Annotated in this window: 20 protein-coding genes; 10 read left to right on the forward strand and 10 right to left on the reverse strand. The window is 65.3% G+C overall.

What is annotated here, in order from left to right:
• Positions 1 to 8 precede the first annotated feature (8 nt).
• The 3 genes from VGV07_RS15335 to VGV07_RS15345 form a co-directional block, all read right to left on the reverse strand.
• Complete coding sequence (locus VGV07_RS15335) at positions 9 to 1,028, reverse strand: TerC family protein (RefSeq protein ID WP_326869590.1); 1,020 nt, start codon at positions 1,026 to 1,028, stop codon at positions 9 to 11.
• A gap of 324 nt (positions 1,029 to 1,352) precedes the next feature.
• Positions 1,353 to 2,600 carry an FAD-binding oxidoreductase gene (locus VGV07_RS15340; RefSeq protein WP_326869591.1) on the reverse strand — a complete coding sequence of 416 codons (1,248 nt, stop codon included), beginning with the start codon at positions 2,598 to 2,600 and terminating at the stop codon, positions 1,353 to 1,355.
• A 61-nt stretch (positions 2,601 to 2,661) separates the two neighbouring features.
• Positions 2,662 to 3,150, reverse strand: coding sequence for an Lrp/AsnC family transcriptional regulator (locus VGV07_RS15345; protein WP_326869592.1), 489 nt, complete (start codon positions 3,148 to 3,150; stop codon positions 2,662 to 2,664).
• A gap of 102 nt (positions 3,151 to 3,252) precedes the next feature.
• On the opposite strand from VGV07_RS15345, the gene VGV07_RS15350 reads away from it, so the two are divergent.
• The 7 genes from VGV07_RS15350 (at position 3,253) to VGV07_RS15380 (ending at position 13,400) form a co-directional block, all read left to right on the forward strand.
• Positions 3,253 to 5,619, forward strand: coding sequence for a transketolase (locus VGV07_RS15350; protein ID WP_326869593.1), 2,367 nt, complete (start codon positions 3,253 to 3,255; stop codon positions 5,617 to 5,619).
• Positions 5,620 to 5,895: 276 nt separating this feature from the next.
• Positions 5,896 to 7,503: a peptide ABC transporter substrate-binding protein gene (locus VGV07_RS15355; protein ID WP_326869594.1), complete on the forward strand. Its 1,608-nt coding sequence runs from the start codon at positions 5,896 to 5,898 to the stop codon at positions 7,501 to 7,503.
• Positions 7,504 to 7,751: 248 nt separating this feature from the next.
• On the forward strand, positions 7,752 to 9,521 hold the full coding sequence (locus VGV07_RS15360; RefSeq protein WP_326869595.1) for an ABC transporter ATP-binding protein: 1,770 nt from the start codon (positions 7,752 to 7,754) through the stop codon (positions 9,519 to 9,521).
• A 13-nt stretch (positions 9,522 to 9,534) separates the two neighbouring features.
• Complete coding sequence (locus VGV07_RS15365; protein WP_326869596.1) at positions 9,535 to 10,467, forward strand: ABC transporter permease; 933 nt, start codon at positions 9,535 to 9,537, stop codon at positions 10,465 to 10,467.
• Positions 10,464 to 11,363 carry an ABC transporter permease gene (locus VGV07_RS15370; RefSeq protein WP_326869597.1) on the forward strand — a complete coding sequence of 300 codons (900 nt, stop codon included), beginning with the start codon at positions 10,464 to 10,466 and terminating at the stop codon, positions 11,361 to 11,363. The genes VGV07_RS15365 and VGV07_RS15370 overlap by 4 nt, the downstream gene beginning before the upstream one ends.
• A gap of 1 nt (position 11,364) precedes the next feature.
• Positions 11,365 to 12,570 carry an aminotransferase class V-fold PLP-dependent enzyme gene (locus VGV07_RS15375; RefSeq protein ID WP_326869598.1) on the forward strand — a complete coding sequence of 402 codons (1,206 nt, stop codon included), beginning with the start codon at positions 11,365 to 11,367 and terminating at the stop codon, positions 12,568 to 12,570.
• 59 nt (positions 12,571 to 12,629) lie between these two features.
• The gene (locus VGV07_RS15380) at positions 12,630 to 13,400 is read left to right on the forward strand and encodes a FadR/GntR family transcriptional regulator (protein WP_326869599.1); all 771 of its coding nucleotides are present in this window, start codon (positions 12,630 to 12,632) and stop codon (positions 13,398 to 13,400) included.
• Here the strand turns inward: VGV07_RS15380 and VGV07_RS15385 are convergent.
• Together VGV07_RS15385 and VGV07_RS15390 are read right to left on the reverse strand one after the other, a co-directional pair.
• Complete coding sequence (locus VGV07_RS15385) at positions 13,370 to 13,879, reverse strand: HPP family protein (RefSeq protein ID WP_326869600.1); 510 nt, start codon at positions 13,877 to 13,879, stop codon at positions 13,370 to 13,372. The genes VGV07_RS15380 and VGV07_RS15385 overlap by 31 nt on opposite strands.
• Positions 13,880 to 13,997: 118 nt before the next feature.
• Positions 13,998 to 14,450, reverse strand: a complete 453-nt coding sequence (locus tag VGV07_RS15390) for a YaiI/YqxD family protein (RefSeq protein ID WP_326869601.1) — start codon at positions 14,448 to 14,450, stop codon at positions 13,998 to 14,000.
• Between the two features lie 85 nt (positions 14,451 to 14,535).
• Here VGV07_RS15390 and VGV07_RS15395 point away from each other — a divergent pair, with 85 nt between their 5' ends.
• Positions 14,536 to 14,973 (forward strand): hypothetical protein, encoded by a 438-nt coding sequence (locus VGV07_RS15395; RefSeq protein WP_326869602.1) that lies wholly within the window; start codon positions 14,536 to 14,538, stop codon positions 14,971 to 14,973.
• A 1-nt stretch (position 14,974) separates the two neighbouring features.
• On the opposite strand, the gene VGV07_RS15400 is transcribed toward VGV07_RS15395, so the two are convergent.
• Positions 14,975 to 15,349: a VOC family protein gene (locus tag VGV07_RS15400; RefSeq protein WP_326869603.1), complete on the reverse strand. Its 375-nt coding sequence runs from the start codon at positions 15,347 to 15,349 to the stop codon at positions 14,975 to 14,977.
• Between the two features lie 101 nt (positions 15,350 to 15,450).
• Between VGV07_RS15400 and VGV07_RS15405 the strand changes: the two genes are divergently transcribed.
• Entirely contained in the window at positions 15,451 to 15,906 is a 456-nt protein-coding gene (locus VGV07_RS15405; RefSeq protein WP_326869604.1) for an L-2-amino-thiazoline-4-carboxylic acid hydrolase, read from the forward strand.
• A 252-nt stretch (positions 15,907 to 16,158) separates the two neighbouring features.
• On the opposite strand, the gene VGV07_RS15410 is transcribed toward VGV07_RS15405, so the two are convergent.
• Both VGV07_RS15410 and VGV07_RS15415 read right to left on the reverse strand, forming a co-directional pair.
• Entirely contained in the window at positions 16,159 to 17,163 is a 1,005-nt protein-coding gene (locus VGV07_RS15410) for a P1 family peptidase (RefSeq protein ID WP_326869605.1), read from the reverse strand.
• A 159-nt stretch (positions 17,164 to 17,322) separates the two neighbouring features.
• Complete coding sequence (locus tag VGV07_RS15415; RefSeq protein WP_326869606.1) at positions 17,323 to 18,618, reverse strand: tetratricopeptide repeat protein; 1,296 nt, start codon at positions 18,616 to 18,618, stop codon at positions 17,323 to 17,325.
• A gap of 221 nt (positions 18,619 to 18,839) precedes the next feature.
• Between VGV07_RS15415 and VGV07_RS15420 the strand changes: the two genes are divergently transcribed.
• A complete protein-coding gene (locus tag VGV07_RS15420) occupies positions 18,840 to 19,616 on the forward strand; it encodes an alpha/beta hydrolase (protein ID WP_326869607.1) in 777 nt (258 codons plus the stop codon).
• A gap of 178 nt (positions 19,617 to 19,794) precedes the next feature.
• Here VGV07_RS15420 and VGV07_RS15425 read toward each other — a convergent pair whose 3' ends face one another.
• Together VGV07_RS15425 and VGV07_RS15430 are read right to left on the reverse strand one after the other, a co-directional pair.
• Complete coding sequence (locus VGV07_RS15425) at positions 19,795 to 20,535, reverse strand: SDR family oxidoreductase (RefSeq protein ID WP_326869608.1); 741 nt, start codon at positions 20,533 to 20,535, stop codon at positions 19,795 to 19,797.
• A 4-nt stretch (positions 20,536 to 20,539) separates the two neighbouring features.
• Positions 20,540 to 21,994 carry an aldehyde dehydrogenase family protein gene (locus VGV07_RS15430; protein WP_326869609.1) on the reverse strand — a complete coding sequence of 485 codons (1,455 nt, stop codon included), beginning with the start codon at positions 21,992 to 21,994 and terminating at the stop codon, positions 20,540 to 20,542.
• Positions 21,995 to 22,011 lie beyond the last annotated feature (17 nt).

Below are 22,011 nucleotides of genomic sequence, written 5' to 3' on the forward strand. Positions count from 1 at the left end.
TTGCCCCCTTACGGCTCCAGCCGACCTTGCTCCGGCTGCGCATCGGCCGACACGTCCCCATCGTTGCGGGTCTTCCACAGCGAGTAGAAGACGCCGCCGGCCAGCACGCCCAGGGTGACGGCGAGCGACAGGAAGGTGTCGATCTTCACGTCGAACGGCACGAGCGCCACCTTGATGCCGATCAGCACCAGGACGATCGCCAGCGACACCTGCAGGTAGCGGAAGCGGTTCATCGCCGCGGCGAGCGCGAAGTAGAGGGCGCGCAGCCCGAGGATGGCGAAGATATTCGAGGTGTAGACGATGAAGGTGTCCTGGGTGACGGCGAACACTGCCGGCACCGAGTCGACGGCAAAGATCAGATCGACCGTCTCCACCATGATCAGCGCCACGCCGAGTGGGGTGAGGAAGGTGACGATCTTGCCGGTCTTGGTATCGGGAAGCTTGGTCAGGAACTTCTTGCCGTCGAGGTTCTGCGAGATGCGGAAGTGCTTACGCAGGAATTTGAGGATCGGGTTGGCCTCGATGTCCGGCTCCTTGTCCTGATGCGAGAACAGCCGCACCCCGGTGAAGATCAGGAAAGCGCCGAACAGCACCAGCACCCAGCTGAACGAGTGCACCAGAGCGGCGCCGAGGCCGATCAGGAGCGCCCGGAAGACGATGACGCCGAGAATGCCCCAGAACAGCACGCGATGCTGATAGAGCCTGGGGATGGCGAGGAAGCCGAAGATGGTCGCGATAACGAACATGTTGTCCATCGCGAGGCTCTGCTCGATCAGATAGCCGGTATAGAATTCGAGCCCGGCTTCAGCGCCGCGGCTGAACCACACCCAGACGCCGAACAGTACGGCAACGGTAACGTAGCCGGCATAGAGCGTCAGGCTCTCGCGGGCAGAGATTTCATGCGCATTGCGGTTGAGGATGCCCAGGTCGAAGACCAACAGGCCAATGACGATGGCGAGGAACGCCACCCAGAAATAGACGGGAGTACCAAGGAAATCGCCCATAAGGGCGCTGAGCAGCATATCCATATGCCGGACCTCTCCATGTGAACGTTGGAGCAGCTCCGACATCACGGAGCCTAGAAGTGCTGCCGTCAGAGGGGCCCGGTACCGCCCGCAAAACGTAGCGAGCTATCGGCTGAGTTCAAGCCCCGGGGCAGCGGCAAAATGCGGCAGGTGGTGGCTCGGTGGTTGTCTGGAACGCCTGATGGTCGGTCGGTCGCCCCCTCTCCCTTGGGGGAGAGGGTCGGGGTGAGGGGGCCTTGCCGAAGACGCTGATCGTGGGAAAGGCCCCCTCACCCGGCCCTGCGGGCCGACCTCTCCCCCAAGGGAGAGGTGATCCGGCGCCAGCTTCTACATGAACCGCGTCGCCGAGAACGCTGTCGGGTCGACGAACGGCGCTTCGCCGGTGATCATTTCGGCGATCAGCCGGCCGGTGACCGGGCCAAGCGTTAGGCCGTGGTGGGCGTGGCCGAAGGCGAACCACAGGCCCTTGTGGCGGGGCGCGGGGCCGATAATCGGCATCATGTCGGGCGTTGCCGGACGGGCGCCGCGCCAGGGCTGGGCTTCGAGGCGCTGCCCGAGGCCGGGAAACAGTTCACGGGCAAAGGGTTCATCCCGATCGACCTGGACCGGGGTCGAGGGCGCATCGCGCAGCGCGAATTCGGCGCCGCTGGTGAGGCGGATGCCCTTGGCCATCGGGGTCAGCAGGTAGCCGTAGCTGGCATCGAAGACCCAGTTGCTCAGCGGCTGCGTCGTGGGCTGGCCGTAATGCATGTGATAGCCGCGTTTTACCCCGAGCGGCAGCCGGTAGCCGAGCCGGCTGGTAAGGTCGTCGGCCCAGGGCCCGAGCGCGATCACCGCTTCGCGTGCTTCCAGCACGCCGCCGGCCACCGGCAGGCGCCAGCCGGCGGTGGCCTGCTGCAGGTCCAGCGCGTCGCCGTTGACCACCACGCCGCCGACCTGCTCGAACAGTTCGCGGTACTTCACCACCAAGGCGCCGGGATCGCGGATGCTCCACGGATCGGTCCAGTGCAGCGCACCCTCCAGCGCGATACCGAGGCCGGGTTCGCGCCGGTGCATCTCATCGCTCGAAAGCTGAGCGCTGCCGATGCCGAAATCGCGGCTCACGCTCTCCGCCTTGCGGAAGGCCTCGTCGCGCTTCTCCGTGCCGCGAAAGAGCTGGTACCAGCCCTTCTTCTCGATCAGGTAACCCGCCCCTGCCCGCTCGATCAGCGGCGCGTGCTCGTTGATCGACTGGGCGATCAGCGGCGCATAGGTCTCGACGATGCGGCGGTACTGATCGGGCCGCGAGTTCCACCAGTAGCGTGCGAGGAACGGCGCGATGCGCGGCAGCGCGCCGAGGTGGTAGTGCATGTCGGTGCGGTTGTTCAGCCCGTAGCGGAACAGGTCGCCAAGGCCTTGCGGGAAGGCGTGCGGCATCACCGCTTCGCGCTGGATCAGCCCGGCATTGCCATAGGAGGTTTCCTCGCCGGCGCCGCGCCGATCGACCAGCACGGTGGCCCGGCCCCGCATCTGCAGGTGCACCGCAACGCTGACGCCCACCATACCCGCGCCCAGAACGATGCTGTCGGCCTGCATGACTCACCCGAAGAAAACTGTCGGCTCGCTTTTACCCATCTTCGGCTGCGCCGTAACTGCGTCAGATGGGCAGCACGCGGGAGTATTTCACCTGGCCGAGCGAGAAGCTCGACTCGATCGAGCTGACGCCGGCCACCTGGGTCAGCTTCTCACGCAGGAATGCCTCGTAAGCGGCAAGATCGGCGCAGACGACGCGCAGCAGGAAATCGAACTGGCCGGTCATCAGGTAGCACTCCATCACCTCGGGCCAGCCCGCAATGGCCGCGCCGAAGCGATCGAGCTCTTCGGCGCGCTGGCGCTCCAGCTTGATCGAGATGAACACCGAGACCGGCAGACCGACTGCCTTCTGGTCGACCACGGCGCTATAGGCAGCGATGATCCCCGCTTCCTCCATCTGGCGGATGCGGCGCAGGCACGGCGAGGCCGAGAGCCCCACCCGATCGGCGATGGCCTGAATGGTCATGCGCCCATCTTCCTGCAGCGCCCGGAGGATGCGTCGGTCGATTCCGGTAAGTTCCGTTTTGGCAGAATTCACCTGTCTTGATGGCATTTCGCTTGGAATCCTGCGCAACGGGATGACAGAATGGTCACAATAGGCAGGAAACACCCATCCGGCTAGTGCACCGTTAATGTCAGACATTTGGGAGGGGACATGTCGACGGAGCGGATCGCCCTGATCGAGGCGCTGGCTGGCAAGGCCCTGTGGTTATCCAACTGGATGATCCACCACGCCAACCATCTTCGCCCCAACCCGGACGGGGTAAAAGTCGGCGGCCACCAGGCCTCCTCCGCCTCGATGACGGCGATCCTGTCTGCGCTCTACTTCGGCATCCTCAAGCCCGAAGACCGGGTGGCGGTCAAGCCGCATGCCGCGCCCGTGTTCCATGCCATCCAATACCTGTTCGGCAAGCAGAGCCTCGACAAGCTCAAGGCGTTCCGTGGCTATGGCGGCGCACAATCCTATCCGTCGCGCACCAAGGATACGGACGACGTCGACATCTCCACCGGCTCAGTCGGTCTCGGCGTTGCCTTCACTGCCTTCGCCTCGATGATCCAGGATTACGTGCGGGCCAAGCCGTGGGCGAACAAACGCGCCGAGGGCCGGATGATCGCGCTGGTCGGCGATGCCGAGCTCGACGAAGGCAATGTCTACGAGTGCCTGCTGGAAGGCTGGAAGCACAGCCTCCGCAACACCTGGTGGATCATCGACTACAACCGTCAAAGCCTCGACGGCGTGGTGCGCGAGGGGCTCTACGACCGGATCGAGGCGATCTTCCGCGCCTTCGAGTGGAACGTCGTGACGCTGAAATATGGCGCCAAGCAGCGCCGCGCCTTTGCCGAACCGGGTGGCGAGCGGCTGCGCGACTGGATCGATGCTTGCCCCAACGCGCTCTACTCGGCGCTGATGTTCCGGGGCGGCGCCGCGTGGCGGGAGCGCCTGACCGATGAGATCGGCGACCAGGGCGAGGTGAGCGCGTTGCTCGGGCGGCGCAGCGACGCCGAGTTGGCCGAACTGATGGCCAATCTGGGCGGCCACTGCATCGAGAGCCTGATCGAGCAGTTCGAGGGCCAGACGAGCGACAGGCCGACGGTGTTCATCGCCTATACGGTCAAGGGCTGGGGTACGCCACTGGCCGGCCACAAGGACAACCATGCCGGGCAGATGACCGGCGCGCAGATCGAGAGCCTCAAGGCCTCGATGCAGGTGCGCGAGGGCCACGAGTGGGAGCGTTTCGAGGGGTTGAAGCCCAGCGAGCGCGAGCTCACCGCCTTCCTCGATACCGTGCCGTTCAACACCACTCGGTCACGACGGCTTTCCTACCCCGCCGTCCCGGCGCTGGGGCCGCAATTTGTCGGCCCCGGCGCTACCTCCACGCAGACAGCGTTCGGCAAGGTTCTCGATGCCTATGCCAAGACCGACAGCGAGCTGGCGCGCCGTATAGTCACCACTTCGCCCGACGTCACCGTCTCCACCAACCTCGGCACCTGGGTGAACCGGCGCCACCTGTTCGCCAACCGCGAGATGGCCGACATCTTCCAGAAGGAACGAATCCCGAGCGCCCAGAAGTGGCAGTTCACCCCGGACGGCCAGCATATCGAGCTGGGCATTGCCGAGATGAACCTGTTTCTCCTGCTCGGCGCCGCCGGCCTCAGCCACTCGCTGTTCGGCGAACGGTTGCTGCCGATCGGGACGCTCTACGACCCGTTCATTTCGCGCGGTCTCGATGCGCTGAATTATGCCTGCTACCAGGATGCGCGGTTCCTGCTGGTCGCGACGCCGTCAGGCGTGTCGCTGGCCGGCGAAGGCGGCGCGCATCAATCGGTGGGCACGCCTCTGATCGGCATGGCGCAGGATGGGCTCGCCTCGTTCGAGCCGGCCTTCGCCGATGAGCTCTCGGTGATCATCGACTGGGCCTTCGACTACATGCAGCGCGATGGTAGCGACCGGGCGGATCTCGCCGACTGGCCGCGCGACGTGTCGGGCGGCTCGGTCTATCTTCGCCTCTCTACGCGCTCGATCGAGCAGCCGCCCCGCGAAGTGACGCCGCAACTGGCCAGCGACATTATCCGCGGCGCCTATTGGCTGGTGCCGCCGACGCCGAACTGCGAGGCGATTATCGCCTACCAGGGCGTGCTCGCCAGCGAGGCGATCGCCGCGGCCGGCATGATCGGCGGCGAGCGCCGCAACGTCGCGGTGCTGGCCGTCACTTCAGCCGACCGGCTCAATGCCGGCTGGCACGGCGCGCAGCGCGCCAGGCTGCACGGTGATCTCGACGCCACCTGCCACATCGAAACCTTGCTGGCCGATGCGCCGGACAGCGCCGCACTCGTCACCGCCATCGACGGCCACCCGGCGACGCTCGGCTGGCTCGGCAGCGTGCAGGGGCACCGGGCGATTACGCTCGGGGTCGAGCACTTTGGCCAGACCGGCACGGTAACCGATCTCTACCGGCATTTCGGTATCGACGCGCCGGCGATCGCCAACGCTGCGCAGAGCCTGTTCGGGGGGCGCCGATGAGCGTGTTCGCCCGGTTGAACGGTATCACGGCAAAACTATGCCAACCTTGTCATCTGCAGGCCACAAACGGCTTGCCAAGCCAATCTGGAGTTGTCAGACATATGTCATAAGGCCGATTGCGAGGGGAATTGCAGTCAGCCGATGCATCGGTTCCGGGTGGGGCGTCTATGCCCGGAAACCGCTCATGCGAGGCCCGTTCGGACCGCGGCACGCCGAGGTTTCGGCCGGGGCACAGGGGACGTCAAGCAGTAGCTCTGCAACAAGGAGGGAGCTGAAATGAACGCGTTGCTGAAATTTGTCGGCGCGGTCGCGCTGGCGGCGGGTCTAACCGCCGTCCCAGCGCTGGCGCAGACAAAACTCACCGTACCGGGCGGATCCACCACCGGCACGTATATGGACTACATGAAGACGGTCTATGCGCGCGCTTCCGGCGCCGAGCTGCTGCAGGAGCCGCTGACCAGCTTCGACAACGAGTACCAGCTGACTCCGCTGGCCGCGACCAGCTGGGAACAGTCGGACGATGGCCTGACCTGGACCTTCCACCTGCGTGACGGCATGAAGTGGAGCGACGGCGAGCCGGTCAAAGCGAGCGACTACATCTTCGCGCTGCAGCGCGCCGCCACCACCGGCTACGATTTCGCCTGGTACTGGAGCTTTGCCTCCGGCATCAAGAACTGGGACGACGTGTCGGCCGGTAAGGCAGACGTCTCGACCCTGGGCCTCAAGGCCGTCGACGACAAGACCATCGAAGTCACCACCGCGGCTCCCAAGCCCTACCTGCCGGGCGTGGTCTCGCTGTGGTACCCGGTCCCCAAGCACCAGTTCGACAAGTTCGGCGATGACTGGGCGAGCAACGTCGAGAACGTGCTCTCTTCGGGCCCCTTCCTGCTCAAGAGCTGGGAGAAGTCGAACAACTCGGTCGTCCTGACCAAGAACCCCGACTATAACGGCCCGTGGGTCGCGCAGGTCGACGAGTTGACCGTCGATCCGTCGGTCGGCCTGCCCGAAGTGGGCATGCCCGCTTTCCTCGCCGGCGACCTCGCCTATACCACGCTCAACGCCGGCCAGATCCCGGTGGTGAAGCAGCGCTTCCCCGACTCGATCCGCAAGGAAGCGGTGTTTGCCACGTCCTACCTCGCCTTCGATCTCGAGAAGGCGCCGTTCGACAATGCCGACGTCCGCAGGGCGCTCTACTACGCCATCAACCGCGACGAGCTGACCGCTACCGTGCTCAAGGACATCGCCATTCCGGCGCACTCCATCCTCGCGCCCGGCTACCCTGGCTACAGCGACAAGGTCGCGGCGCAGGCCGTGTTCGACCCCGCCAAGGCCAAGGAACTGCTGGCCAAGGCCGGCTACCCCAACGGCGAAGGCTTCCCGACCATCGAAGTGTGGTTCCGTGAAGAGGGCGGCTATAACGGCGCCATCCTGCCGCCGATGGCCCAGTACCTCCAGGCCCAGTTCAAGGACATCCTCGGAATCACCATGAATATCAAGGTGATGCCGGGCAAGGACTGGATGGAGGGGATGCTCGCCCGCAAGAACAACATCTACCTGGCGCCGTACGAGTACGACTATCTCGATCCGTCGAACTTCTATGGCCTGTTCTATAATGGTGGCCGCCACAGCTACCATGTGGCCGAGTACGACAAGCTCGTCGCCGAGGCCGACAAGAACCCGGTCTGGGAAGAGCGCGTGAAGCTCTATGAACAGGCCGAACAGGTGATGATCGACCAGGGCCTCATCGTGCCGCTGGTGCACCCGCTCATCACTGCCGCCGTCAGCGAGGACATCACCGGACCGGGCGTCACGCCCAACTCGCGCGGCTTCACCCCGCTCGGGCGTATCGGTAACTTCCTCTACTCGCACATCTCGGTGAAGTAGTGTCAATCAGGTTCCCCGGCCACCGGCCGGGGAACACCCTGCCCTGAGGCGCGGTCGGGTAACCCGTGACGTCTCACAACGGAGCGCGAAGGGCGTCGACCACGCACCTTCAGCCAGGGGGTGCACGGCCGGCTCGCCGGAACAGGTGCAGGAAACTGGGCGGCCATGAGTGTCCGCCGTTACCAAGAACTAGCCGCAGAAATCAGCGCTCCCGGCTCCGGTCGAGGGTGCACAGCCTGGAACCGCGCATGACTCTCGTAGATATCAAGGGCCTGAAGGTCAGCTTCCGTCAGCATGGCGGCCAGATCGACGCGGTACGTGGCGTCGATATCCAGCTTGCGGAAGGCGAAAGCCTTGGCATTGTCGGGGAGTCCGGCTCGGGCAAGTCCGTCTCGTGCCTGGCCCTGATGCGGCTGCTGCCGAGCACGGCGACCATCACCGCCGACCGGCTCGAGCTCGATGGTGTCGACGTGCTCAAGGCCAAGCCGCGGCAGATGGCGGCACTGCGCGGCAAGGTTGCCGCCCTGATTTTCCAGGACCCGGCGACGACCTTCGATCCGGTGTTCACCATCGGCCACCAGATGGTCGAAACCATCCGCACGCACCGTGATGTCTCCAAGGAAACGGCACTTGATGAGGCCGAGCAGTTGCTGCTCAAGGTCGAGATCAAGAACGCCAAGGATGTGCTGAGCTATTACCCGCACCAGCTCTCCGGCGGCATGCTGCAGCGCGCGATGATCGCCATGGCGCTCAGTTGCCGGCCCAAGGTGCTGATCGCGGACGAGCCGACCACGGCGCTCGATGTCACCATCCAGGCGCAGATCCTGCAACTCATCAAGGGCCTACAGGCCGAGATGGGCATGGCGCTGATCATGATCACCCACGATCTCGGCGTCGTCGCCGAAACCGTCGACCGGGTGGTCGTCATGTATGGCGGCCGCGTGATGGAAGAAGGAACGGTCGAGCAGATCTTCGACAGCCCCAAACACAGCTACACCCAGTCGCTGCTCGCAAGCCTCAGGGCCGGCGAGTCACGCCGGGCCGAGCCGGGCACCGGCGAGCCGATCGCCCCTGCCCTCGAGCTCAGGAACCTCACCAAGGTCTATGCGCTGCGCCGTCGCGGCCGGATCTTTTCCACCTATGTCGACTTCCCCGCGGTGCGCGGCGTCAACCTGGTGCTGCCGCGCAACAAGATCGTCGGACTCGTCGGCGAGTCCGGCTCGGGCAAATCGACCACCGGTATGATGGCGATGCGCCTGCTCGAGCCGACCGCGGGACAGATTTTCGTCGACGGCACCGATATCTCCAAGCTCGATGTCAGCGCGCTCAAGGCGTTCCGCCGCCGCATGCAGGTGGTTTTCCAGGACAGCTACTCGGCGCTCGACCCGATGATGACGCTGGCCCAGATCATTGCCGAGCCACTGCATATTCACGGCGTGAAAAGCTCACGCGAGCAGACCGAGGAAGCGCTGAGCTGGCTGGAGCGCGTCGGCATGGATCGCAGCTTCGGCAACCGCTATCCGCACGAACTGTCTGGTGGACAGCGCCAGCGCGTCGCTATCGCCCGGGCGCTGATCCTCGGCCCTTCGGTGCTGGTCGCGGACGAACCGACCTCGGCGCTCGACGTCACGGTCAAGGCGCAGATCATCGGGCTGCTCAAAAACCTGCAGAAGCAGATGGGGTTGTCGATGCTGTTCATCAGCCACGACCTCAGCGTGGTGCGCTCGCTGACCGACAGCGTCGTGGTTATGTACAAGGGCCGCGTCGTCGAACAGGCGCCGACGGCCAACATCTTTGCCGCCCCCCGGCATCCCTATACGCGCTCGCTGCTCGATGCGATCCCGGTGACCAATCCCGGCGATCGTCGGCAGCGGACATTCATCACTGCCGACGACATCGCCGCCGGCACCCCGCGCCTCACGCGCTCCAGCCTCGCGGCTGAAGCGGCGGCCGGCGATATTCCACAGCTCGTCAGTGTGGCCCCGGGTCACCTCGTCGAAGCCATCGTCACCAACTGATGGAGGTCCGGGCATGATCGTCTATCTCATCAAGCGCCTGCTCTCGGTCGCCGTGACCTTCTTCATCGTTTCGCTCGTCATCTTCCTGATGATGCACGCGGTGCCCGGCGGTCCGTTCACCGAAAAGGACATGCCGCTGTCCGAGGCGGTGAAGGCTGCGCTCAATGCGCGCCTCGGCCTCGATAAGCCGCTCTGGGTGCAGTACACGAACTACATGGCCGGCGTGCTGCAGGGGAACTGGGGCGTGCCCTACCAAGCCCCGGGCGAGACGGTGATCAGCCTGTTGTCGCAGGCCTGGGTGCCCAGCCTGATCCTCGGCGGATCGGGCGTCATCATCGGCGCCGCGCTCGGCATCCTGATCGGCATGGCGGCGGCGCTGAAGCGCAACAGTTGGATCGACTACCTCGCCTCGACCCTGTCGGTGCTGGGCCTCACCATCCCCGTCTTTGTCATCTCGATGCTGCTGATCCTGATCTTCGCGGTCTGGCTCAACTGGCTGCCGGCCAGCGGCTGGGGCAAGCCGGAACGGTGGATCCTGCCGATCGCCGCCTACGCCGCGATCCCGCTTGCCACCTATGCCCGCTACACCCGCTCGGCCATGCTCGACACGCTCAATCGCCCGTTCGTCACGGCGTTGCGCGCCAAGGGGCTGAGCGAGCGGCGGATCATCTTCCAGCACGTCCTGCGCAACTCGGCCATCCCGATGGTCACGGTGTTCCTGCCTATGTTCATGGGCACGGCGACCGGCTCGATCTTCGTCGAAGCGATGTTCCGCATCCCCGGCCTCGGCAGCTACTTCGTCTCCTCGATCGAGAACCGTGACTATCCGCTCGAAATGGCACTGGTGCTGATGTTCACCATCGGCATCTGCTTCGCCTACCTGATTTCCGATATCGCCTACGCGTGGCTCAACCCGCGCATCCGCCTGGGGGACGACGCGAAATGACCACCGAAATCGACACCAGCGCACTCGCCGTACCACCCGCGCATACCCAGCACAGCCCAGCCTATTTCGCCTGGCGGCGCTTCGCCGCGAACAAGGCAGCGGTGACCGGCGGCGGCGTGCTGGCGATCATCATCCTCGCCGCAATCTTTGCGCCGCTGTTCACCAAGAGCGCACCCGACGCCCAGCTCTACCTGACGCAGTCGCTCGCTTTCCCCTCGGCCGAGTTCTGGTTCGGCGTCGACGATCTCGGCCGCGACTTCTTCACCCGCATCGTCTACGGCGCCCGGGTGTCGCTGTTGATCGGCTTTGCCGCCGCTACCTGCAGCCTGTTGATCGGCATCCCTATCGGAGCCATTGCCGGCTATTTCGGCGGTCGGGTCGACTGGTTCATCATGCGCATCATCGAGATCTTCTCGGTGGTGCCGCCGCTCTTGGCAGCGATGCTGCTGGGCGCGCTGGCCGGCGGCGGCTTCGTCACCATCATCGTGGTGGCGTCGCTGTTCGGTTGGTTCGGCGTCTGCCTGCTCGTGCGTGCGCAGGTGAAATCCTTCCGCGAGAAGGAGTTCGTACGGGCTGCGCAGGCGCTCGGCGCCTCGCCCTGGTACATCCTGCGCCGGCACGTCATTCCCAACTCGCTGTCGCCGATCATCGTCGGGTTCGTCCTGTCGGTGCCCGGCGCCATGATGCTCGAGGCCAGCCTCAGCTTCCTCGGCATCGGCGTTGCTCCTCCGACCCCGAGCTGGGGTCAGATGATCAATGTCGGCATCAATTTCATGTTCTTTTACTGGCACATGGCCGTGTTCCCGACGGCTGCCCTCGCCATCACCGTACTCGCCACGACGCTGTTCGGCGACGGCCTGCGCGATGCACTCGATCCCACACTGAAAGGCCGCTGACTTGTCCTCCAATCTCGCGCGACACTTCCTTCTCCGGGACGATGTCGTCTTCCTGAACCATGGCTCTTTCGGCGCCTGCCCGCGCCCGGTGTTCGAGACCTACCAGGCCTGGCAGCTGGAGCTGGAACGGCAGCCGGTGGCCTTCCTCGGCCGCGATCTCAGCGAGCGCACCAAGGTGCCGCGCGTGGCGCTCTCGGCGTTTCTCGGCACCACGTCCGAGAACATCGTCGGGATGGTCAACGCCACCGAAGGGCTGAACATCGTCGCTCAGTCGCTCGACCTCAAGGAAGGCGATGAGATCCTGACGACCGACCACGAGTACTCGGCGCTGGAGAAGACCTGGACTTATGTGGCACGCCGTACCGGCGCCAAGATCGTGACGGTCAAGGTGCCGATGCCGTTCGTCTCGGAGGCCGCCTTCACCGATACGCTGCTCGCGGCGATGACGGAGCGCACCAAGGTGCTGTTTCTGAGCCACATCACCTCGCCGACGGCGCTGGTGTTCCCCATCGAGCGCCCGATCGCCGAGGCCCGCAAGCGCGGCATCTGGACCGTCATCGATGGTGCCCATACCCCCGGCCATATCCCGCTGAACCTCGATGCCATGGGCGTCGATTTCTATTCGGGCAATTGCCACAAGTGGCTGATGACGCCCAAGGGTTCGGCCTTCCTCTACGTGCGACCGGAACTGCAGGGCATGATCAACCCGCTGGTCATCAGCCATGGCTGGACCGCCGATTCCAAGCTGCCCGGCGCCAAGGGCGCCTTCGGCAATTCGCCGTTCATCGACGAGCTGGAGATGCAGGGTACCCGCGATCCGGCAGCCTGGCTCAGCGTTCCGGCGGCGATCGATTTCCGCAGGGAGCACGACTGGACCAGGGTCGCCGCCGATTGCCGCGATCTGGCGCAGGAAACCGCCCGCCGCCTGCAGGCGCTTACCGGCCTCGAGCCGCTCAGCACGCCCGAGTTCTGCGCCCCGCAGATGGTGGCGATGCCGGTTCCGGAGATCGACGAGCCGGCCGAGTTCGCCAAGGAACTGATGGCGCGCTACTCGATCGAGATTCCAGTGTTCAAATGGCAGGACCACCACATCGTCCGGGTTTCGGTGCAGGGCTATAACTCGAAGGCGCAGATGGACATTCTCATCGAAGCGCTGACCGATATGCTGGAATTGGGAAAACCTGAGCGGGCACGTCAGCACGGCTGACAAGACCGCCGAATTGTGATGGTGGTGCCGCAACGGCCAGTTGGCCGGGAGGAACAGGCGTGGCTGAGGACGGAGTACTGAGCTACCTCGAACCGCTGGAGACCCGAACGCGCGGCGTTGCCGTGCTGGATGCGCTCGCCGAGATGATCGAGCGGGCCGGCCTGAACGTCGGCGATCGCCTGCCGCCGGAAATCTCGCTCGCCACCACGCTCGGCGTCGGCCGTTCCACCATCCGCGAGGCGCTCAACCGCTGGGAAGGGCTCGGCATCATCCGCCGCCGGCGTGGCGACGGCACCTACCTTGCCGCCAAGGTACGCACCTCACGCGGGCTTGCGCCGACGATGATCCGCTTCGAAGGCGAGGCGCTGCTCCGCCTGGTCGAGGTTCGCCGGGCGCTTGAGAAAGACGTGGTGCGCAAGGCGACGGTCAACGCCACCAAGGCGCAGCGCGCCGAGATCTCGCGGCTGTGCGACGTGCTGCTGGTAGAAGTTGCGGCGCGCCGCAACTGGCACAAGGCCGATGCCGCTTTCCACGGCGCCATCTACGAAGCCTCGGGCAACCCGATGTTCGGCGAAATCCTGCACAAGCTGGATGAGGCGCTGGAACGCTCCAGCGAGTCGCCGTTCGGGCGCGACGATTTCGGGCTCGATTCATTCCCGCCGCATCGCGACCTCGCCGATGCGATCGTCGCTGCCGATCCGGTAGCGGCCGTCGCGGCGATCAACGATGTGCTCGACAAAGTGCGGGACGAAATCGAGATGATCATCGAAACCGGCTTGCTGCCGGCGGTCGCGGCGGTTCAGCCGGGACGCGTCGGGCGGCGCGGGTAAGTCACCCGCGGCGGCAGCTGGTGGTGGATCACCGCCACGCCGACGAGGCAGGCGGCGCCGGCCACGACCACGAGGAACAATGTATCCATCGGCATGTGGGTCGAGAACGCCACCAGCGGCACGGCGCCCGCCGGCGGATGCGTCAGGCGCAGCAGCAGCATCGCTGCGATCACCAACCCGACGGCGATGGTCGCGACCCACCAGGCCGAAGGCGCCACCGCGAAAATGGCCACGCTGATCGCCGCCGCCACAAGGTAGCCGCCGAAGATATTGGCCGGCTGGGCCAGCGGGCTTTCCGCTTGGCCGAACAGCAGCACCGCCGTGGCCCCGAACGGCGCCAGCAGCATCGGAAGCCCGGTCCACGCGGCCATGCCGCCCACCAGTGTCATGGCGATCACGGCGCCCATGCCCGATTTCAGGTGCGCCAAAGTCTGGCCGCGCGGCTCGTGCCGGTGGATGAAATCGAGAAGACGGCTCAAGGGGAACACTCGGGCAGGAAGACGGTGCACGTTTGAAGCGCAGTTTGTTGCCCAATTCAAGGGCATACCGCCCAAACTTAAGGCTGATAGTGAAACTCTATTGCAGCGCCGGCGCTGCTCAGCCCAACCGTTTGGCTCGCTGCACCGCAGCATCGAATGCATGGAGAAAGTTGGAGCGATCCCTGGCAGTGAAGCCGGCATTGTAACCCTTGCTCTCGCCGGTCTCGCGCAAATGCTGGTTCAGCTCACGCATGGCCAGCGCCATGCCGATCGATTGCTCGCTGAACGGCTTGCCGGTCGGGCCGAGCACCACGGCGCCTTTCTTCAGCGCTCGGCCGGCCAGCGGGATATCGGAGGTCACGACCAGGTCATTGGGGCCGGCATGCTCGACGATCCAGTCGTCGGCCGCATCGGCGCCCTGCGGCACCATGACATTGCGGACCATCGGGTCGCGCGATGGCCTCAGCCCGAAATTGGCGACAAAGGTGGTAACCATGCCATGCCGCTCCGCCACTCGCAGCACCTCGTCCTTTACCGGACAGGCATCGGCATCCACAAAGATCTGCGCCATGGCCAAACTTGACGACTCCGCTGCAATCGCGCCGCAATGACGGCGCACCCATGCCATGACAATAGCAACGACACCGGATTCGCCGATGCGCCTTTTGCCGCTCTCTCTCCTCCTCGTCCTTCCCCTGCTGGCCGCCTGCGACAGCGGCAGCACGCCCAAGGCGCCCTCGGCTGAAGCGCCTGCCGCTGCCGCAACGCCCGCCAAGGCACCCGCCACGGGCAAGACGCCCGCCGCCCCGGCCGCAACGGCGAAGCTGCCGCCCGGCGCCCGACCGTTGATCGGCAGCTGGGCGGCGCTCGATTGCACCGACAAGACCAGCCTGACGGTGGTGTCGGCGAGCAAGTACTCCGCTGCCGGCAAGAGCTGCGATATTGCGCTCAACGACAACAAGGACGGCACGTTCAGCGCTACCTGCAACAAGCAGGAGCTGAAACTGACGCCGATCTTCGGTCCATCAGGCGAAGGCATCCGCATCGCGGTGGGCGACGCCAAGCCGAGCACGGTGTTCCGCTGCTCGAAATGACCTACATGCCCTGAACGAAGCCGAGAATGTTGCCCTCGCTGTCTTTGGCCCAGGCGTTTTTCACCGGGCCGAAGCTGGCGACACCGTTCTCGGTTTTCAGGTCGGGCAGGTCGTAGTCGAGAAATGTCACGCCCTTGCTGCGCATGTCGCGCATGTCGGCGTCGAGGTCGGCCGTATCGAACGACAGGATGGTGTGCTCGGCCGTGCCGGCGAAATCCGACTTGTAGAGAAAAGCGCGCACCCCGTTGAACTCGTAGCTCGCGCCGTACTCGTCCTGTTTGGCAGGGGCGATCCCCAGCTTGTCGCGGTACCAGGATACGGCCCGCTCGACATTGTGGGCCGGAATCATCGCGGTGGCCCTGCTCTGAGTATTCATGGCGTCCTCCATCGTTGACGAAATGGCAACGCGCCAGCCTGGGCTGGGGTTTCCCGCTCCAGCCGATCCTGCCATCATCGCATGGAGCCGGAGCACTGCCTATGACCCCATTCGAGCGCATCACCACCGAGGTTCGGGCCCAGATTCCCTTGGTCCGCGCCATGGAGGCGGCGCTCGGCAAGGAACGGGCCCACGCGCTGGTGCGATCGGCGCTCGACGAGGCCAACCGCGCCATGGTCGCAAAGCGCGGCTCATTGCTCGACATCCCGACGCTGGCGGCCGAGTTCGCCGGCTTCGGCGAAGGCGTGCGTTACGAGTTCGAGACGCTGGAGCAAACCGACACGCTGCTGCGCAACCAGGTCAACCACTGCGACTATGCCGAGTTCATGGAGCAGATCGGCGCCCGCGACCTGGGCGAGCTGTTGATCTGCAACGGCGACTTCGCCATGGCCGATGAGCTCGGGTTGAAACTCGAGCGGACGAAGACCTGCATGAACGGCGATGGCATGTGCGACTTTTGCTATCACGTGAAGGCGGCTGAAGCGCCTTTTCCTTGAATGGGCAGTGGACGGCCTGTGCCCTCCAAGGACCCCCTCTCTTGCAAAATCTAAGGCTTAGCCAAACGGCTAAACCTAAGATTTTGCTTTCTCCCCCGCCAAGGGGGAGATGATCGGTGCCTTCCACTTGCACCTGAGTATCAGTCGGGACTCTCCCCCTTGGCGGGGGAGAAAGCGAAAACTTGGGCTTAGCGCAGCTAAGTCCTTAGTTTTCGCAAGAGAGGGGGTCCTCGGGAGCCACCATGCCCACGATCAACTCCCCCACTTCTCCCGCCAGGTTGGTACCGGATCATTCGGCGCCGGCGTCGCGAGGTAGATCGCCCGTGCCATTGCTCTGCTGAGGCACACCGCAGCGGCGTGGCCGAGTTGCAGCGCGTTCAGCACCGGCGTGGTGATCGGCTTTGCCCCGGTCGATACCGAAAAGACCAGGTCGCCATCGACCTGGGTGTGAGCCGGGCTGGCGCCGCGGGCGATGCCGTCCTGCGCCGCCACGGCAAGGCGCTTCAGTTGTGCCTTGGTGAGGTCGGCATCGGTGGCGACGATGGCGATGGTGGTATTGGCGATCGGGTTCACCCAGTCGCGCTTCGACCGGGAGGTTTGCTCGAATGGCATCGGCCCCGCGAGTGGACCAAAACCGCCGAACTCGCCCACCGCCTCGAAGGGCGCGGCCCAGAAATGCTTGCTGTCGCCCATCGTGACGCTACCGGTTGGATTCGCCACCACCAGCGCTCCGACGGTGAAGCCGCCGGGGATCACCAGCGACGCCGAACCGAGCCCGCCCTTGAGGTTGGCCGTCAACGCCCCTACGCCGGCGCCTGTGGTGCCGAGCGCGAAGTCCTCTCCGGCATTGGCCAAGGCAGCAGCGCCCAGCGCCCGATAGGGGTTCTCGTCCCAGTCCTTGTCGCCATTGTTCAGCAGGTCGAAGATGATGGCGCCCGGCACGATCGGGATGGTCGCGTTCTCGACGCGGAAACCGCGGCCGAGCTTGCGCAGCCCGTCGGTCACGCCGGAGGCGGCGTCGAGCCCGAAGGCCGAACCGCCCGACAGCACCAGCGCATCGATGTCTTCGACCAGCTTGTCCGGCGCCAGCAGTTCGGTCTCGCGCGAGCCCGGCGAGCCGCCCATCACGTCGACCGAAGCGCGGAAGGGCTTGTCCGCCACCAGCACGGTAGTACCGGTTTTGATCCGGTGGTCCTCGGAATTGCCGACGCGAAGGCCCGCGACGTCGGTGATCAGGTTGCGCGGTCCGGGTTGCATCCGGGCTCCTTGGTAGCTGAGTGTCAGGCTGAATCACCTTAGCCAACACCACTCGCGGGGTCATTCCCGCGAAAGCGGGAATCTCCGTTTTGCGATGTCGCGGTGAACACGAAAACGAAGGTTCCCGCTTTCGCGGGAATGACCCGGTGGACGGCGAGGTTACGCGGCCGTGCCCAGCCGTTCGTTGACCAGCGCCAGTGCCTGATTGACCGGCACGCCGTCGGGATCCCAGGTGCGGCGAATTTCCAGCATCTGATGGGCGATCGCCCAGTTGCCGAGCTTCAGGTGCGCATCGAGCAATAGCTGGCCGAACAGATCGCGCTGGGCATGGCTGCCGCCTATCTCGGTCATTCGCGGGTTGGCGACCGAAAGCCATTTCGCTGCCGCGCCGTGGTCGCCCCGGGCATGGGCCAGGACGCCTCGCGCGGCCGGCAACGCCACCTCCTGCCAGACGACGCGATCGAATGCCGACGAGGTTGCGGCCTTCTCTTCGACCGCACGCATCAACTCATCGGCCTCGTTTCGCTCGGCGCACGCCAGGCCATAGAGATACTGCAGCGTCAGGAAGGGCTGGATGGTATCGCGCGCCCTGCCCTGCATGTGGTTCGCCACATCCTCCCAGCGGTTGCCGACATCCATACCGGCGAGTTCCATGCGGGCCAGCAGCGACACCGCCCCGACCTGGTCCTGCGAATAGTCGGGCTCGATGCCCCAGACGTGGTTGTCATAGGCATCGAACACCGCCGCATGGTCGCCCTGGCTGATGTGGAACAGCGCCTTGTGCCACCAGTTGTGAGTGTACATGAAGGAGTTGAGGTCGACCCAGGTCCGCTGCGCCTCGCTGAGGAACTGCACGCCTTCTTCAACCCGACCGGTTCCGAGCATCACATGGGCCAGGGCATGCTGGGCCCAGGGCTCCTTGGTCTTCAGCTTCAGCGCCAGCCGCGCTTCGCGCTCGGCGGTCTCGAGGTCGTGCAACTGCTCATGGGCGAAGGCCAGCATGCCATGGATGTGCGGGTTGTCGGCGTTGGCTGCCTCCGCTGTCCTGGCGATCCGCAGCATGCCGTGCGCGTCGCCGCGGTTGAAGCTGAAATACTGGTGCAGCTTCACCGAGGCGAGGTCGCGCGGATAGCGCACCACGATCTCGTCACCGATCGCCTGGACAGTGGGGATGTCGTCGGCGATCCAGCGCTCGAGTTGCGCCAGCAGCATGCGTTCGCGCTCGGTGGCGCCGGCAGCAGCGGCCTCGGCCCGCGCCAGGTATCTGCCGGCTGCCGCCTTGGCGCCGTCGGCCTCGAGGAACATCCAGGTGAAACCGGCATAGGTATTGGCCAGCACGGCGTCAGGCTCGTTGTCCGCGGCGGCGATGATGTTGGCCGCCTTCTTCTCGTAGCCGAGGAAGCCGGTGACGAAGTCGTCGATGCCCTGCAGCGTGACAGCTGAGGCGCGGCTCACTTCATTTCCGAGGGCGTCCTGTGCCATGTTCGCACTGATTCGGATTGCGTTTCGTTGAACCGCACTCCTGCTCCAGGTCCTTGTTTTGTCGCGAGATCGAACCGGAAAGGTCTGCAACCTTCCTGATCACGCTCCAGCCATTTGTCCAACCGGTCAAATATAAACCTCGCGCCAAACCTGTCCACGCCACGGCCAAGCAAAAAAACAGTCGAGATTGCCGCATGCCAGAGTTTCAGAACGGCGCCGCCACCGTGCACTACGAAATCCTCGGCGAAGGTAGGCCGCTGCTGCTGATCGCCGGCACGGCGAGCGATGGCGCCAGCTGGGGGCCGCTGCTGGAATTGCTCCCCGACCGGCAACTGATCCTGATCGACAATCGCGGCTCCGGACGGACGCGGGTCGAAGGCCCGATCGAACTCACCGAGATGGTCGCCGATTGCGCGGCGCTGCTCGATCACCTGGGGCTCGAGCGGGTCGAGGTGATCGGACATTCGCTTGGCGGCTTCCTCGGTTTGGCATTGGCCGCCAGCCATCCCACCCGGGTGAGCCGGCTGGTGACGATCGGCGCCGGCACCATCAGCCCCAAGGCGCGAATTCTGTTCCGCGACCTGTCGCGGCTCTATTTCACCGTGCCGGCACCGGATTGGTTCCGCCTGCTCTACCAGTGGCTGTTTTCGACGCCGTTCTTCGCCGACGAGGCCAACGTCGCCGCGGCAGCGGCGGCTTCGACGGCCTATGCGCACCGTCAGTCACCGGGCGATTTCGCCCGCCAGGTGGCAGCCATCGATCGCGGCATGATCGTCGATCTCTCTTCAGTCGCTTGCGAGGTGCTGGCGCTCTCTGGCGATCTCGACCTGCTGGCGCCACCGGGCGCGGTCGAAGAACTGCACGGCAAAGTGCCGAGCTTCACCCACGAGCGGATCGCCAACGCCGCCCACTCGCTGCACTGGGAAGCGCCGGCCGCCGTGGCGCGGGAGATCAACGCGTTCCTCCGATAGGGCGCGCCGGCGCGCGCACCGCCCTCTCCGTGATCCTCCCCCGTGCAACGGGGAAGGGGGACCGCCGAAGGCGGTGGAGGGGGCGGCAGGACTCGCCGGTGTTTGTGGTCGCCCCCTCCACCAGCTTCGCTGGTCCCCCTCCCCCGCTTCGCAGGGGAGGATCACGGAGAGATCGAGCCTAAATCACCCGCCCGCCATCGACCTCGAGCGCCACGCCGGTAATCATCGACGCCTCATCCGAGCAGAGGAAGCAGGCGGCGTTGCCCATGTCCTCCGGGGTCGAGAAGCGCCCCAGCGGAATGGTCGAGAGGAACTTGGCCCGGATTTCCGGTGTGTCCTCGCCCATGAAGGTCTTGAGCAACGGCGTCTCGCCGGCCACCGGGTTGATGGCATTGACACGCACGCCGAGCGGCGCCAGCTCGACCGCCATCGACTTGGTCGCCGTGACCATCCAACCCTTCGAAGCATTGTACCAGCTGAGCCGCGGCCGCGGGCTCACCGCAGCGGTCGAGGCGACGTTGAGGATCGCGCCGGTCTTTCGCGCCTTGAAGTGCGGGACCAGGTGCCGTGCGGTCAGGTAGACCGACTTCATGTTGACGTTGAAGACACGGTCGAAATCGGCCTCGGAAATCTCGTCCAGCGGTGCCGGCAGGTGCGAGACGCCGGCGTTGTTGACAAGGATATCCACCTTGCCGAAAGCCATCAGCGCCGCCGCAGCGAGCTGATTGACGCTCGCATCTTTGCTCACATCGACATGGCCGGCCTTCTGGCCCAGCTCCCGCGCCAGCGCCTCGGCGCCTTCGAGGTTGATATCGGCGATCAGCACCTTTGCGCCTTCGGCGGCGAACTTCCGCACGATGCCGGCGCCAAACCCCGATGCGCCGCCCGTAACGACGGCGACCTTGCCTTCAAGTCTCATGAAATCACCCGTGCCATGCGGCTACTGTCTTCAACACCGAGAAGCCGTAGAGCGCCTCGAACCCTTTTTCGCGGCCGTGGCCGGATTTTCCGACGCCGCCGAACGGCAGTTCCACCCCGCCGCCCGCGCCATAATTGTTGAGGAACACCTGGCCGGTCTTGATCGCCTTGGCCATGCGCATCTGCCGTCCGCCATCGCGCGTCCAGACCCCGGCCACAAGGCCGAAATCGGTGCCGTTGGCGATGGCTAGCGCCTCGGCCTCGTCCTCGAACGGGATCACCACCTGCACCGGGCCGAAGATCTCGTCCTGCGCCAGCCGGTTGTCCGGCGACACTCGGGAAAGCAGGGTCGGGACCTGATAGTGCCCGCCACTCGGGGCATCCCCCACCACTGCGCCCTGCCCTGCGACTTCCGCACCGCCGAGATCGGCAAGGAAGCCGCCGACAATCTCCTTCTGCCGCTCCGAGACCAGCGGGCCGAGGTCGAGATCGGCCACTGCCGGGCCAACCTGCAGCGCCCGGTAACGCCCGGCCATCCGTTCCAGCACCTCATCGTGGATCGAATGGTGGACGAGGATGCGCGAGCTGGCAGAACAGGTCTGGCCGGCATTCTGGATGCCGGCATTGATCAGGAACGGCAGGGCGCGATCGAGGTCGGCATCATCGAACACCAGCTGCGGTGACTTGCCGCCGAGCTCCAGCGTCACCGGGACGACGTTCGCCGCTGCCGCATGCTGAATCAGCCTGCCGACGCCGACCGAGCCGGTGAACGAGATGTGGTTTACACCCGGATGTGCGGTCAGCGCCGCGCCGGCTTCCTCGCCCAGCCCGGGGACGACATTCAGCGCGCCGGCCGGCAGCCCGGCCTCTTCGGCGATCCGAGCGAAGGCGATCGCCGTAAGGCAGGCTTCCTCGGCCGGCTTCAGCACCGCTGCGTTGCCCATGGCCAGCGCACCGGTCACCGAGCGGCCGATGATCTGCATCGGGTAGTTCCAGGGGATGATGTGAGCGGTGACGCCGTGTGGCTCGCGCAGCGTGTAGACGGTGTAGCCGTCGAGATAAGGAATGGTCTCGCCGTGGATCTTGTCGCAGGCGCCGCCGTAGAACTCGAGGTAGCGTGCCAGCGCCAGCGCATCGGCCCTGGCCTGCTTCAGTGGCTTACCCACGTCGAGCGCCTCGATGCGCGCCAGATCGTCTACGCGCTCCAGGACCTTCTGCCCAATGCGGGTGAGAATCCGGCCGCGCTCCGCCGCAGGTGTCCGCCCCCACTCGCCGGCCAGTGCCGCCTCTGCCGCAGCCACCGCCGCATCGACATCCGCGGCCTTGCCACGGGCGATCTGGCCGATGGTCTCTCCGGTCGACGGGTTTTCGATCGGCAGGTAGTCGCCACCCCGCGGAGCGACCCAGCGGCCGCCGATAAAGCATTTGGTCGGGTCGAAGAACAGGTTCAGGTCGGTCATGTGAAACTCGTATCTGC

It is taken from the genome of Devosia sp. (assembly GCF_035944845.1).
Lineage (GTDB): Bacteria > Pseudomonadota > Alphaproteobacteria > Rhizobiales > Devosiaceae > Devosia_A.

Bases quoted from the DNA above. Each gene is read 5' to 3' on its own strand.
- VGV07_RS15420 (WP_326869607.1), top strand. From the start codon at position 18,840: ATGCCAGAGTTTCAGAACGGCGCCGCCACCGTGCACTACGAAATCCTC.
- VGV07_RS15425 (WP_326869608.1), bottom strand. From the start codon at position 20,535: ATGAGACTTGAAGGCAAGGTCGCCGTCGTTACGGGCGGCGCATCGGGG.
- VGV07_RS15335 (WP_326869590.1), bottom strand. From the start codon at position 1,028: ATGGATATGCTGCTCAGCGCCCTTATGGGCGATTTCCTTGGTACTCCC.
- VGV07_RS15400 (WP_326869603.1), bottom strand. From the start codon at position 15,349: ATGAATACTCAGAGCAGGGCCACCGCGATGATTCCGGCCCACAATGTC.
- VGV07_RS15365 (WP_326869596.1), top strand. From the start codon at position 9,535: ATGATCGTCTATCTCATCAAGCGCCTGCTCTCGGTCGCCGTGACCTTC.
- VGV07_RS15340 (WP_326869591.1), bottom strand. From the start codon at position 2,600: ATGCAGGCCGACAGCATCGTTCTGGGCGCGGGTATGGTGGGCGTCAGC.
- VGV07_RS15405 (WP_326869604.1), top strand. From the start codon at position 15,451: ATGACCCCATTCGAGCGCATCACCACCGAGGTTCGGGCCCAGATTCCC.
- VGV07_RS15390 (WP_326869601.1), bottom strand. From the start codon at position 14,450: ATGGCGCAGATCTTTGTGGATGCCGATGCCTGTCCGGTAAAGGACGAG.
- VGV07_RS15345 (WP_326869592.1), bottom strand. From the start codon at position 3,150: ATGCCATCAAGACAGGTGAATTCTGCCAAAACGGAACTTACCGGAATC.
- VGV07_RS15410 (WP_326869605.1), bottom strand. From the start codon at position 17,163: ATGCAACCCGGACCGCGCAACCTGATCACCGACGTCGCGGGCCTTCGC.
- VGV07_RS15370 (WP_326869597.1), top strand. From the start codon at position 10,464: ATGACCACCGAAATCGACACCAGCGCACTCGCCGTACCACCCGCGCAT.
- VGV07_RS15360 (WP_326869595.1), top strand. From the start codon at position 7,752: ATGACTCTCGTAGATATCAAGGGCCTGAAGGTCAGCTTCCGTCAGCAT.
- VGV07_RS15355 (WP_326869594.1), top strand. From the start codon at position 5,896: ATGAACGCGTTGCTGAAATTTGTCGGCGCGGTCGCGCTGGCGGCGGGT.
- VGV07_RS15430 (WP_326869609.1), bottom strand. From the start codon at position 21,994: ATGACCGACCTGAACCTGTTCTTCGACCCGACCAAATGCTTTATCGGC.
- VGV07_RS15395 (WP_326869602.1), top strand. From the start codon at position 14,536: ATGCGCCTTTTGCCGCTCTCTCTCCTCCTCGTCCTTCCCCTGCTGGCC.
- VGV07_RS15350 (WP_326869593.1), top strand. From the start codon at position 3,253: ATGTCGACGGAGCGGATCGCCCTGATCGAGGCGCTGGCTGGCAAGGCC.